Below are 13,259 nucleotides of genomic sequence, written 5' to 3'. Positions count from 1 at the left end.
CGATACACACTCAGGGAGCGAAGACGCGATGCCTCATTTGAATTACAACCATCTTTACTACTTCTGGCACGTTTACAAACAGGGCTCGGTCGTGGGGGCTGCAGAGGCGCTTTACCTGACGCCGCAAACCATCACCGGGCAAATCAAAGCCCTTGAAGAACGGCTGCAGGGTAAGCTCTTCAAGCGCAAGGGCCGTGGGATTGAGCCCAGCGAACTGGGTGAACTGGTTTTCCGCTATGCGGACAAAATGTTTACCCTGAGCCAGGAGATGCTGGATATCGTCAACTACCGCAAAGAGTCGAACCTGCTCTTTGACGTGGGGGTGGCGGATGCACTGTCCAAACGGCTGGTAAGCGGCGTGCTGGATGCCGCTGTGGTAGAGGATGAACAAATCCATCTGCGCTGCTTTGAATCCACCCACGAGATGCTGCTGGAGCAGCTGAGCCAGCACAAGCTGGACATGATTATCTCGGATTGCCCCATCGACTCCACGCAGCAGGAGGGGCTGTTCTCGGTGAAAATTGGCGAATGCGGCGTCAGTTTCTGGTGCATCAATCCACCGCCGGAGAAACCTTTCCCGGCCTGTCTGGAAGAGCGTCGCCTGCTGGTGCCAGGCAGGCGTTCCATGCTGGGACGCAAGCTGCTGAACTGGTTTAATTCGCAGGGGCTGAACGTGGAGATCCTCGGTGAGTTCGACGATGCGGCGCTGATGAAGGCCTTTGGCGAAGCGCATAATGCGATCTTCGTGGCGCCAACGCTCTACGCGCACGATCTCTATTCAGACGATAAGATTACGGAGATTGGCAGAGTAGATAACGTGATGGAGGAGTACCACGCCATATTCGCCGAAAGGATGATTCAACACCCGGCGGTGCAGCGAATCTGCAACCGTGACTACTCGGCGCTGTTTACGCCACCGGCATTCTGAAGACATAAAAAAACCCGCGTTAAGCGGGTTCTTTAAACAAGCAACAACAAGTAGCGATTAAGCCAGTTTGTTGATCTGCGCGGTCAGGTTTGCTTTATGACGCGCTGCTTTGTTTTTGTGGATCAGACCTTTAGCAGCCTGACGATCCACGATTGGTTGCATTTCGTTAAATGCGTTCTGCGCTGCAGCTTTGTCGCCAGCTTCGATTGCTGCGTATACTTTCTTGATGAAAGTACGCATCATAGAGCGACGGCTTGCGTTGTGCTTACGAGCCTTTTCAGACTGAACGGCACGTTTCTTAGCTGATTTGATATTAGCCAAGTCCAACTCCCAAATATGTTCTATGTGGACAATTCAAAGGCCGAGGAATATGCCCTCTTTGCCTTCTTTTGTCAATGGATTTGTGCAAATAAGCGCCGTTAATTAGCGACGCTACGTTACGTAGTGATGGCGCAGGATTCTACCAGCTTGTCTTTCGTGAATACAGCCTTTCGGCGTAAAAATCGCAGTTCACGGGCAGATTTTTTCGCTGTGAAAGGTCAGCCTGATGAAATCATTACGGCTTTCTGTTTTGCGCGAACAATCGCCGGTTAACCTTAACCGCTGTACAAGGTATACTTTGGCGATTTTCACTGTTTTGAGCCAGACATGAAGCTGATACGCGGCATACATAATCTCAGCAGAGCGCCACACGGGTGCGTGCTGACCATTGGTAATTTCGACGGCGTGCATCGTGGTCATCAGGCGCTGTTGCAGGGATTGCGTAAAGAAGGGGAGGCCCGTGGCCTGCCCGTTGTGGTGATGATTTTCGAGCCACAGCCGCTGGAGCTGTTCGCGGGCGATAAATCTCCCGCTCGCCTCACTCGCCTGCGCGAAAAGTTGCGCTACCTGGCGGAGTCCGGCGTGGACTACGTATTGTGTGTGCGTTTCGATCGCCGCTTTGCCGCACTGACAGCACAAAATTTTGTCAGCGACCTGCTGGTTAAGCGTCTTGGCGTTCAGTTTCTCGCCGTGGGGGATGATTTCCGCTTTGGCGCTGGTCGTCAGGGCGATTTCTTGCTATTACAGAAGGCTGGTCTGGAGTACGGTTTTGACGTCACCAGCGCGATGACCTTCTGTGAAGGCGGCGTGCGCGTCAGCAGCACGGCGGTGCGGCAGGCGCTGGCTAATGATGAACTGGAGACGGCAGAAAATTTGCTGGGCCATCCGTTCACCATCTCTGGCCGCGTAGTTCATGGCGATGCGCTGGGCCGCACGATTGGTTTCCCGACGGCGAATATACCGCTGCGTCGTCAGGTTTCCCCGGTTAAAGGGGTCTATGCGGTGGAAGTGGCAGGACTGGGCGATAAGTCGTTTTACGGCGTTGCCAACATTGGCACGCGTCCTACCGTTGCCGGTGTGCGTCAACAGCTAGAAGTGCACCTGCTGGACGTTGTAATGGACCTTTATGGTCGCCATATAGATGTAATACTGCGTAAAAAAATACGCAACGAGCAGCGATTTGCTTCGCTGGATGAACTTAAGGCGCAAATCGCGCGAGATGAATTAACGGCCCGCGAGTTTTTTGGGCTTTAGAACCGGCTTAACTGCCTACGTGATAAATACGGAACCGAGAATCTGATGAGTGACTATAAATCAACCCTGAATTTGCCGGAAACAGGGTTCCCGATGCGCGGCGATCTCGCCAAGCGTGAACCGGGAATGCTGGCGCGTTGGACCGATGATGACCTGTACGGCATCATTCGTGCAGCCAAAAAAGGCAAAAAAACCTTCATTCTGCATGATGGCCCTCCATATGCGAATGGCAGCATTCATATTGGTCACTCTGTAAACAAGATTCTGAAAGATATTATCGTGAAGTCCAAAGGACTCGCGGGATTTGACTCGCCTTACGTTCCGGGCTGGGACTGCCACGGTCTGCCGATCGAGCTGAAAGTGGAGCAAGAGTTTGGCAAGCCAGGTGAGAAGTTCACCGCTGCAGAGTTCCGCGCGAAGTGCCGCGAATACGCGGCCACTCAGGTTGAAGGCCAGCGCGCTGACTTTATCCGTCTGGGCGTGCTGGGCGACTGGTCGCACCCGTACCTGACCATGGACTTCAAAACCGAAGCCAACATCATCCGTGCGCTGGGCAAAATCATCGGTAACGGTCACCTGCATAAAGGCGCCAAGCCTGTGCACTGGTGCGTGGACTGCCGTTCTGCGCTGGCAGAAGCGGAAGTGGAATATTACGACAAAACTTCACCTTCTATCGACGTGGCCTTCGAAGCGGTCGATCAGGATGCCATTAAAGGTAAATTCGGTCTGCCTGGCGTTAGCGGCCCGATCTCTCTGGTGATCTGGACCACTACCCCGTGGACGCTGCCAGCCAACCGTGCAATCTCTCTCTCCGGCGAGTTCGAATATGCGCTGGTGCAGATTGATGGCCGCGCGGTTATCCTGGCGAAAGATCTGGTTGAAAGCGTGCTGAAACGCGCGAATATCACCGACTACACCGTGCTGGGCACCGTAAAAGGCGACGCGCTGGAGCTGATGCGCTTCAAACACCCGTTCCTGGACTTCGACGTTCCGGCGATCCTGGGCGACCACGTCACGCTGGACGCGGGTACCGGTGCGGTACATACCGCCGGTGGCCACGGTCCTGACGACTACAACATCAGCCTGAAATACGGCCTGGAAATTGCCAACCCGGTAGGCCCGGACGGTTCTTACCTGCCTGGCACCTACCCGGCGCTGGATGGTATCAACGTCTTCAAAGCCAACGACATCATCGTTGACATGCTGCGCACCAGCGGCGCGCTGCTGCACGTTGAGAAAATGCAGCACAGCTATCCGTGCTGCTGGCGCCACAAGACGCCGATCATCTTCCGTGCGACCCCGCAGTGGTTCGTCAGCATGGATCAAAAAGGCCTGCGCGAGCAGTCTCTGAAAGAGATCAAAGGCGTGCAGTGGATCCCGGACTGGGGCCAGGCGCGTATCGAATCCATGGTGGCTAACCGTCCTGACTGGTGTATCTCCCGTCAGCGTACCTGGGGCGTGCCGATGTCGCTGTTCGTGCATAAAGAGACGCATGAGCTGCACCCGAACACCCTGGAACTGATGGAAGAAGTGGCGAAGCGCGTCGAAGTTGACGGCATTCAGGCGTGGTGGGATCTCGACGCCCGCGACATCCTCGGCGCGGACGCGGACAACTATGAGAAAGTGCCAGACACCCTGGACGTTTGGTTCGACTCCGGGTCGACTCACGCCTCCGTAGTTGACGTGCGTCCGGAGTTTGCCGGTCACGCTGCCGACATGTATCTGGAAGGTTCCGACCAACACCGCGGCTGGTTCATGTCATCCCTGATGATCTCCACCGCGATGAAAGGTAAAGCGCCTTACCGTCAGGTACTGACCCACGGCTTCACCGTGGATGGTCAGGGCCGTAAGATGTCTAAATCTATCGGCAACACCGTTTCGCCGCAGGACGTGATGAACAAGCTGGGCGCGGACATCCTGCGTCTGTGGGTAGCCTCAACCGACTACACTGGCGAAATGGCGGTGTCTGACGAGATCCTGAAGCGTGCTGCCGACAGCTATCGTCGTATCCGTAACACCGCGCGCTTCCTGCTGGCGAACCTGAACGGGTTCGATCCAGTGAAAGACATGGTGAAACCGGAAGAGATGGTCGTGCTGGACCGCTGGGCGGTAGGCTGCGCGAAAGCGGCGCAGGAAGATATCCTGAAAGCCTATGAGTCTTACGACTTCCACGAAGTGGTGCAGCGCCTGATGCGCTTCTGCTCCATCGAGATGGGCTCGTTCTACCTCGACATCATCAAAGACCGCCAGTACACCGCGAAGGCGGACAGCGTGGCGCGCCGTAGCTGCCAGTCCGCGCTGTTCCACATCGCAGAAGCGCTGGTACGCTGGATGGCGCCGATCATGTCCTTCACCGCGGATGAAATCTGGGGCTATCTGCCGGGCGACCGTGAGAAGTATGTCTTCACCGGCGAGTGGTATGAAGGTCTGTTCGATCTCTCCAGCACCGAAGCAATGAACGATGCCTTCTGGGACGAGCTGCTGAAAGTGCGTGGCGAAGTGAACAAGGTTATCGAGCAGGCGCGTGCGGATAAGAAAGTCGGTGGCTCTCTGGAAGCGGCAGTGACCCTGTACGCCGAACCGGAGCTGGCGGCGAAGCTGACCGCGCTGGGCGATGAATTACGATTTGTCCTGTTGACCTCCGGTGCAAAAGTTGCGGATTATGCCGAGGCTTCTGCTGATGCTCAGCAGAGCGAGTTGCTCAAAGGCCTGAAAGTCGCACTGAGCAAAGCCGAAGGAGAGAAGTGCCCGCGCTGCTGGCATTACACTACCGATATCGGCCAGGTGGCGGAACACGCAGACATCTGCGGACGCTGTGTAAGCAACGTCGCCGGTGACGGCGAAAAACGTAAGTTTGCCTGATGAGTAAAACTCTCTGTTCAACAGGACTGCGCTGGCTGTGGCTGGTTGTGGTAGTGCTGATTATCGATCTGGGCAGCAAGTTCCTGATCCTCCAGAATTTCGCTCTGGGGGAGACGGTTTCGCTGTTCCCGTCGCTTAACCTGCACTATGCGCGCAACTACGGCGCGGCGTTTAGCTTCCTTGCCGACAGCGGTGGCTGGCAGCGCTGGTTCTTCGCGGGTATCGCTCTCGGTATCTGCGTGGTGCTGGCTGTGCTGATGTACCGCTCGAAGGCCACGCAAAAGCTGAATAACATCGCCTACGCGCTGATCATTGGCGGCGCGCTGGGCAACCTGTTTGACCGCCTGTGGCACGGCTTTGTGGTCGATATGATCGACTTCTACGTCGGCGACTGGCACTTCGCGACCTTTAATCTGGCCGACACCGCCATTTGCATCGGTGCGGCGTTAATCGTGCTGGAAGGCTTCTTGCCTAAACCCGCAGCGAAAGAGCAGGCGTAATTGTCAATGCCGGGTGATGCGCTGCGCCACCCGGCACAACATTAAAGAGCAATGTGTATGTCTAAATCCGTACAGAGCAACAGCGCGGTTCTGGTTCACTTCACGCTGAAGCTGGATGACGGCTCCACGGCTGAATCCACCCGCAATAACGGCAAACCTGCCCTGTTTCGTCTCGGCGATACCTCCCTGTCTGAAGGTCTTGAGCAGCAGCTCCTGGGCCTGAAAGAGGGTGAGAAAAAAGCGTTCTCGCTGGAGCCGGATGCCGCGTTTGGCGTGCCAAGCCCGGACCTGATTCAGTATTTCTCGCGCCGCGAGTTTATGGACGCGGGCGAACCGGAAATCGGGGCGATTATGCTCTTTACCGCTATGGACGGCAGCGAAATGCCTGGCGTGATCCGCGAGATTAACGGCGACTCTATCACCGTTGACTTCAACCATCCGCTTGCCGGGCGTACCGTTCATTTTGATGTTGAAGTGCTGGAGATCGATCCGGCACTGGAGGCCTGAAATGCAGATCCTGTTGGCTAACCCGCGCGGCTTCTGCGCCGGTGTAGACCGCGCTATCAGCATTGTTGAAAACGCGCTGGAGATTTACGGCGCGCCGATTTACGTGCGTCACGAAGTGGTGCATAACCGCTACGTGGTCGACAGCCTGCGCGAGCGCGGTGCTATTTTCATCGAGCAGATCAGCGAAGTGCCGGACGGTGCGATCCTGATCTTCTCTGCGCACGGCGTCTCTCAGGCGGTCCGTAACGAAGCGAAAAGCCGCGATCTGACCGTATTCGATGCCACCTGTCCATTAGTGACAAAAGTGCATATGGAAGTGGCGCGCGCCAGCCGTCGCGGTGAAGAGTCGATTCTGATTGGCCACGCCGGTCACCCGGAAGTTGAAGGCACCATGGGCCAGTACAGCAACCCGGAAGGGGGAATGTACCTGGTGGAGTCGCCGGAAGATGTCCTGACGCTGAACGTGAAAAACGAAGCGCGTCTGTCGTTTATGACTCAGACCACGCTCTCCGTAGACGACACCTCAGACGTGATTGACGCCCTGCGCCAGCGCTTCCCGAAAATCGTCGGGCCGCGTAAGGATGATATCTGCTACGCCACCACTAACCGTCAGGAAGCGGTGCGCGCGCTGGCTGAACAGGCGGACGTGGTGCTGGTTGTCGGCTCTAAAAACTCCTCTAACTCCAACCGTCTGGCCGAACTGGCGCAGCGTATGGGGAAAGCGGCGTTTTTAATCGACGACGCGACGGACATTCAGGAAGCGTGGGTGAAAAATGCGGCCTGCGTTGGCGTTACCGCAGGCGCTTCCGCGCCGGATATCCTGGTGCAGAACGTGATTGCTCGTCTGCAGGAGCTGGGCGGGGGCGAAGCGGTTCCGCTGGAAGGACGCGAAGAGAATATCGTCTTCGAAGTGCCGAAAGAGCTGCGTATCGACGCCCGCGAAGTGGAATAATTTCTTGTCTGATGAAAGGCCAGCACCTCCTGTGCTGGCCTTTTTTTTACCCGTTACTTTATCGTGACGACAAAATCATGTCTTTTACTGATATTCAGGTCGGTTTCACGTTAAATTCTAATTATCGGTGTTTTCAGTTGGCAGTGCTCAGAAAGGCTGGTTAATCTGAAAACGGTTTACATCATTTTAACGTAAGAGAATAACTATGCATGATGCACAGATCCGCGTCGCCATTGCGGGCGCGGGTGGTCGTATGGGTCGCCAGCTGATTCAGGCGGCAATACAAATGGATGGCGTGGCACTCGGCGCGGCGCTGGAGCGTGAAGGTTCATCCCTGCTGGGATCCGATGCGGGTGAACTGGCCGGCGCGGGCAAGACAGGTGTTACCGTTCAGAGCAGCCTTGATGCGGTGAAAGATGACTTTGACGTGTTCATCGACTTTACCCGTCCGGAAGGTACCCTGACTCACCTGGCGTTTTGCCGCCAGCACGGGAAAGGGATGGTGATTGGCACCACCGGCTTCGATGATGCGGGTAAACAGGCCATTCAGGATGCAGCCACCGACATTGCGATTGTCTTTGCCGCGAACTTTAGCGTAGGCGTTAACGTCATGCTGAAGCTACTGGAAAAAGCGGCGAAGGTGATGGGCGACTACAGCGACATTGAGATTATTGAAGCGCACCACCGCCATAAAGTTGATGCTCCATCAGGCACGGCGCTGGCGATGGGCGAGGCGATTGCTTATGCAATGGATAAAGATTTAAAAGACATCGCGGTCTATTCCCGTGAAGGGCATACCGGAGAACGCGTGCCGGGCACCATTGGTTTCGCAACCGTCCGGGCAGGCGATATCGTCGGCGAACACACGGCGATGTTCGCCGATATTGGCGAACGTGTTGAGATTACGCACAAAGCGTCAAGCCGCATGACGTTCGCCAATGGCGCAGTACGCTCCGCATTGTGGCTGAAATCGAAAGAAAATGGTCTTTTTGATATGCGAGATGTGCTGGATCTCAACAATTTGTAAGCTTTATTACCCATCGTGATGTGGTTATTGCAGTCGTAATATATTGATTGCATAGGGCAATAATTTATTGCCCTCTTATTTTATTTGTTTTAGATGGATTTTGGTTGTTAATGGTCATAAATCTGAGTTTTATGCCATTATTATGTGAATTGAATGTAAATTTTGACCATTTGGTCCACTTTTTGTCTCTCGCATCTCTTAAATTCCATAAAACCTACCGCGCAAGCGTTTTCCAGGATGATTTACCTGATCTTTTTGCCCGTTAAATCCCATTCAAGACGCCAGTCTTGCAAAAGAATAAACAAAATACCCGTTTTAAGTTGACTTTTACATGCCAAATCTCCAGAATGCCGCCGTTTGCCAAAAATCCGCTGGCAACACATTTGCATTGATCTATGACACAGTCATGAATTAATATGCAAATAAAGTGAGTGAATATTCTCTGGAGGGTGTTTTGATTAAGTCAGCGCTATTGGTTCTGGAAGACGGAACCCAGTTTATCGGTCGGGCCATAGGGGCAACGGGTTCGGCGGTTGGGGAAGTCGTTTTCAATACTTCAATGACCGGTTATCAAGAAATCCTCACTGATCCTTCCTATTCTCGCCAAATCGTTACTCTTACTTATCCTCATATCGGCAATGTCGGCACCAACGCGGCTGACGAAGAATCCTCTCAGGTACATGCGCAAGGCCTGGTCATTCGCGACCTACCGCTGATTGCCAGCAACTTCCGCAACACCGAAGACCTCTCTTCTTATCTGAAGCGCCATAACATCGTGGCGATTGCCGATATCGATACCCGTAAGCTGACGCGTCTGCTGCGCGAGAAGGGTGCACAGAACGGCTGCATCATCGCAGGGGATAACCTCGATGCGACGCTGGCGCTGGAAAAAGCGAAAGCCTTCCCGGGCCTGAACGGCATGGACCTGGCGAAAGAAGTGACGACCGCTGAAGCCTACAGCTGGACGCAGGGGAGCTGGACGCTGGAAGGCGACCTGCCGGAAGCGAAAAAAGAGAACGAACTGCCGTTCCACGTAGTGGCCTATGATTTTGGTGCCAAGCGCAACATCCTGCGCATGCTGGTTGACCGCGGCTGCCGCCTGACGGTGGTACCGGCGAAAACCTCCGCTGAAGAGGTGCTTAAGATGAACCCGGACGGCATCTTCCTCTCTAACGGCCCAGGCGACCCGGCACCGTGCGATTACGCTATCGACGCCATCAAGTCCTTCCTGGAAACCGACATCCCGGTATTCGGCATCTGCCTCGGCCATCAGCTGCTGGCGCTGGCGAGCGGTGCGAACACCATCAAGATGAAGTTCGGCCACCACGGTGGTAACCACCCGGTGAAAGACATTGATAACAATACGGTGATGATTACCGCGCAGAACCACGGTTTCGCCGTCGATGAAGCCTCTATGCCAGCTAACCTGCGCGTGACGCACAAATCACTGTTCGATGGCACCCTGCAGGGTATCCACCGTACCGATAAGCCAGCGTTCAGCTTCCAGGGCCACCCGGAAGCCAGCCCGGGCCCGCACGACGCCGCGCCGCTGTTCGATCACTTCATCGAACTTATCGAGCAATACCGTAAGACCGCTAAATAATCAGGAGCCGAGAAGACCATGCCAAAACGTACAGACATAAAAAGCATCCTGATCCTTGGCGCTGGCCCGATCGTCATCGGCCAGGCCTGCGAATTCGACTACTCCGGCGCGCAGGCGTGTAAAGCGCTGCGCGAAGAGGGTTACCGCGTTATCCTGGTGAACTCTAACCCGGCGACCATCATGACCGACCCGGAAATGGCGGATGCCACCTACATCGAGCCGATTCACTGGGAAGTGGTGCGTAAAATCATCGAAAAAGAGCGCCCGGACGCGGTGCTGCCAACCATGGGCGGCCAGACGGCGCTGAACTGCGCGCTGGAGCTGGAGCGTCAGGGCGTGCTGGCCGAATTTGGCGTCACCATGATTGGTGCGACCGCCGACGCGATTGATAAAGCAGAAGACCGTCGCCGCTTCGACGTGGCGATGAAGAAAATCGGCCTCGACACCGCGCGTTCCGGTATTGCGCATAACATGGAAGAGGCGCTGGCCGTTGCGGCAGAAGTGGGCTATCCGTGCATCATCCGTCCATCGTTCACCATGGGCGGCACCGGTGGCGGTATCGCCTACAACCGCGAAGAGTTCGAAGAGATTTGCGAGCGCGGTCTGGATCTCTCCCCAACTAAAGAGCTGCTGATTGATGAATCGCTGATTGGCTGGAAAGAGTACGAGATGGAAGTGGTGCGTGATAAAAACGACAACTGCATCATCGTCTGCTCCATCGAAAACTTCGATGCGATGGGTATCCACACCGGCGATTCCATCACCGTTGCGCCAGCCCAGACGCTGACCGACAAAGAGTATCAAATCATGCGTAACGCCTCGATGGCGGTACTGCGTGAAATCGGCGTGGAAACCGGCGGTTCTAACGTGCAGTTCTCGGTGAACCCGAAAACCGGCCGTCTGATTGTTATCGAAATGAACCCGCGCGTGTCCCGCTCCTCCGCGCTGGCCTCCAAAGCCACCGGCTTCCCGATTGCGAAAGTGGCGGCGAAGCTGGCAGTGGGTTACACCCTCGACGAGCTGATGAACGACATCACCGGTGGCCGCACGCCTGCGTCCTTCGAGCCGTCCATCGACTACGTTGTGACTAAAATTCCTCGCTTTAACTTCGAGAAATTCGCGGGCGCGAACGACCGTCTGACGACCCAGATGAAATCTGTGGGTGAAGTGATGGCGATTGGCCGCACGCAGCAGGAATCCCTGCAAAAAGCGCTGCGCGGTCTGGAAGTGGGTGCCACCGGCTTTGACCCGAAAGTGAGCCTGGACGATCCGGAAGCGCTGACCAAAATCCGCCGCGAGCTGAAAGACGCGGGCGCAGAGCGTATCTGGTACATCGCCGATGCCTTCCGCGCGGGCCTGTCCGTCGACGGCGTATTTAACCTGACCAACATTGACCGCTGGTTCCTGGTGCAGATTGAAGAGCTGGTGCGTCTGGAAGAGAAAGTGGCGGAGCTGGGCATCAACGGCCTGGACGCAGACTTCCTGCGCATGCTGAAGCGTAAAGGCTTCGCCGATGCGCGTCTGGCTAAGCTGGCGGGCGTGCGCGAAGCGGAAATCCGCAAGCTGCGCGACCAGTATGACCTGCACCCGGTTTACAAGCGCGTGGACACCTGTGCAGCAGAGTTCTCGACCGATACCGCGTACATGTACTCCACCTATGAAGACGAGTGCGAAGCGAACCCATCCGTCGACCGCGACAAGATTATGGTGCTGGGCGGCGGTCCAAACCGTATCGGCCAGGGCATTGAGTTCGACTACTGCTGCGTGCACGCCTCGCTGGCGCTGCGCGAAGACGGGTACGAGACCATCATGGTCAACTGTAACCCGGAAACCGTTTCTACCGACTACGACACCTCTGACCGTCTCTACTTCGAGCCGGTTACCCTGGAAGACGTGCTGGAAATCGTGCGCATCGAGAAGCCAAAAGGCGTTATCGTGCAGTACGGCGGTCAGACCCCGCTGAAGCTGGCGCGCGCGCTGGAAGCGGCTGGCGTACCGGTTATCGGTACCAGCCCGGACGCGATTGACCGCGCGGAAGACCGTGAGCGTTTCCAGCAGGCGGTTGACCGTCTGAAGCTGAAGCAGCCGGCGAACGCCACCGTGACGGCCATTGAAATGGCCGTTGAGAAGGCGAAAGAGATTGGCTACCCGCTGGTGGTGCGCCCGTCCTACGTGCTGGGCGGCCGCGCGATGGAAATCGTCTACGACGAAGCCGACCTGCGCCGCTACTTCCAGACGGCGGTGAGCGTTTCCAACGATGCGCCAGTGCTGCTTGACCGCTTCCTCGACGACGCGGTTGAGGTGGACGTGGATGCCATCTGCGACGGCGAAATGGTGCTGATTGGCGGCATCATGGAGCACATCGAGCAGGCTGGCGTGCACTCCGGCGACTCCGCCTGTTCTCTGCCAGCCTACACGCTGAGCCAGGAAATTCAGGACGTGATGCGCCAGCAGGTGCAGAAGCTGGCCTTTGAGCTGCAGGTTCGTGGCCTGATGAACGTTCAGTTCGCGGTGAAAGACAACGAAGTTTATCTGATTGAAGTCAACCCGCGTGCGGCGCGTACCGTACCGTTCGTCTCTAAAGCGACCGGCATTCCGCTGGCGAAAGTGGCGGCGCGTGTGATGGCTGGCCAGACGCTGGCGCAGCAGGGCGTGACAAAAGAGATCATCCCGCCGTATTACTCGGTGAAAGAGGTGGTGCTGCCGTTCAACAAATTCCCGGGCGTTGACCCGCTGTTAGGGCCAGAGATGCGCTCGACCGGGGAAGTAATGGGCGTGGGCCGCACTTTCGCAGAAGCGTTTGCCAAGGCGCAGCTGGGCAGCAGCTCTACCATGAGAAAATCGGGCCGTGCGCTGCTCTCCGTTCGCGAAGGCGATAAAGAGCGCGTGGTTGACCTGGCCGCCAAGCTGCTGAAACAGGGCTTCGAGCTGGACGCAACCCACGGTACGGCGATTGTGCTGGGTGAAGCCGGTATTAACCCGCGTCTGGTGAACAAAGTGCATGAAGGTCGTCCGCACATTCAGGATCGTATCAAGAATGGCGAATATACCTACATCATCAACACCACCGCAGGACGCCAGGCGATTGAAGACTCCAAGCTGATTCGCCGCAGCGCGCTGCAATACAAAGTGCACTACGACACCACCCTGAACGGCGGTTTCGCAACAGCGATGGCGCTGAATGCGGATGCTACCGAGAAGGTGATTTCGGTGCAGGAAATGCACGCGCAGATTAGCAAGTAACCCCCATTGCCCGGTACCGTTCGGTTACCGGGCAATTTTCCCATCTTAAGAACCTTCTGGTT

10 protein-coding genes and 1 pseudogene are annotated in these 13,259 nt (G+C 56.1%); 10 read left to right on the top strand and 1 reads right to left on the bottom strand.

All coding sequences use genetic code 11. The features are described 5' to 3' along the window. The first annotated feature begins 28 nt into the window (after positions 1 to 28). Positions 29 to 928: a transcriptional activator NhaR gene (nhaR, locus tag IM273_RS12230; RefSeq protein WP_028015467.1), complete on the top strand. Its 900-nt coding sequence runs from the start codon at positions 29 to 31 to the stop codon at positions 926 to 928. Positions 929 to 985: 57 nt separating this feature from the next. Here nhaR and rpsT read toward each other — a convergent pair whose 3' ends face one another. Then, positions 986 to 1,249: a 30S ribosomal protein S20 gene (gene rpsT, locus IM273_RS12225; protein ID WP_003856458.1), complete on the bottom strand. Its 264-nt coding sequence runs from the start codon at positions 1,247 to 1,249 to the stop codon at positions 986 to 988. Between the two features lie 101 nt (positions 1,250 to 1,350). Between rpsT and IM273_RS22440 the strand changes: the two are divergent. From IM273_RS22440 to carB, 9 genes and pseudogenes are all read left to right on the top strand, one after another. Then, positions 1,351 to 1,569 (top strand): annotated as a pseudogene (locus tag IM273_RS22440) (DUF2575 domain-containing protein). A 7-nt stretch (positions 1,570 to 1,576) separates the two neighbouring features. Then, the gene (ribF, locus tag IM273_RS12220) at positions 1,577 to 2,503 is read left to right on the top strand and encodes a bifunctional riboflavin kinase/FAD synthetase (protein ID WP_028015468.1); all 927 of its coding nucleotides are present in this window, start codon (positions 1,577 to 1,579) and stop codon (positions 2,501 to 2,503) included. A 45-nt stretch (positions 2,504 to 2,548) separates the two neighbouring features. Then, entirely contained in the window at positions 2,549 to 5,365 is a 2,817-nt protein-coding gene (ileS, locus tag IM273_RS12215; RefSeq protein WP_045631133.1) for an isoleucine--tRNA ligase, read from the top strand. Continuing rightward, complete coding sequence (gene lspA, locus IM273_RS12210) at positions 5,365 to 5,865, top strand: signal peptidase II (protein WP_028015470.1); 501 nt, start codon at positions 5,365 to 5,367, stop codon at positions 5,863 to 5,865. The genes ileS and lspA overlap by 1 nt, the downstream gene beginning before the upstream one ends. A gap of 57 nt (positions 5,866 to 5,922) precedes the next feature. Continuing rightward, positions 5,923 to 6,372, top strand: coding sequence for an FKBP-type peptidyl-prolyl cis-trans isomerase (fkpB, locus tag IM273_RS12205; RefSeq protein ID WP_003856450.1), 450 nt, complete (start codon positions 5,923 to 5,925; stop codon positions 6,370 to 6,372). Position 6,373: 1 nt separating this feature from the next. After that, positions 6,374 to 7,324, top strand: a complete 951-nt coding sequence (gene ispH / locus IM273_RS12200; protein ID WP_028015471.1) for a 4-hydroxy-3-methylbut-2-enyl diphosphate reductase — start codon at positions 6,374 to 6,376, stop codon at positions 7,322 to 7,324. 205 nt (positions 7,325 to 7,529) lie between these two features. Beyond that, positions 7,530 to 8,351 carry a 4-hydroxy-tetrahydrodipicolinate reductase gene (gene dapB / locus IM273_RS12195; protein ID WP_193050411.1) on the top strand — a complete coding sequence of 274 codons (822 nt, stop codon included), beginning with the start codon at positions 7,530 to 7,532 and terminating at the stop codon, positions 8,349 to 8,351. Positions 8,352 to 8,805: 454 nt separating this feature from the next. Then, a complete protein-coding gene (carA, locus tag IM273_RS12190; RefSeq protein WP_193050413.1) occupies positions 8,806 to 9,954 on the top strand; it encodes a glutamine-hydrolyzing carbamoyl-phosphate synthase small subunit in 1,149 nt (382 codons plus the stop codon). 18 nt (positions 9,955 to 9,972) lie between these two features. Next, positions 9,973 to 13,197 (top strand): carbamoyl-phosphate synthase large subunit, encoded by a 3,225-nt coding sequence (gene carB / locus IM273_RS12185; protein WP_041911263.1) that lies wholly within the window; start codon positions 9,973 to 9,975, stop codon positions 13,195 to 13,197. Positions 13,198 to 13,259 lie beyond the last annotated feature (62 nt).

The organism is Enterobacter cloacae complex sp. P13B (assembly GCF_014895915.1).
GTDB classification, from domain to species: Bacteria; Pseudomonadota; Gammaproteobacteria; order Enterobacterales; family Enterobacteriaceae; genus Enterobacter; species Enterobacter bugandensis.
The sequence above is the reverse complement of the archived record's forward strand: the minus strand, read 5'-3'. Positions and strand labels throughout refer to the sequence as shown.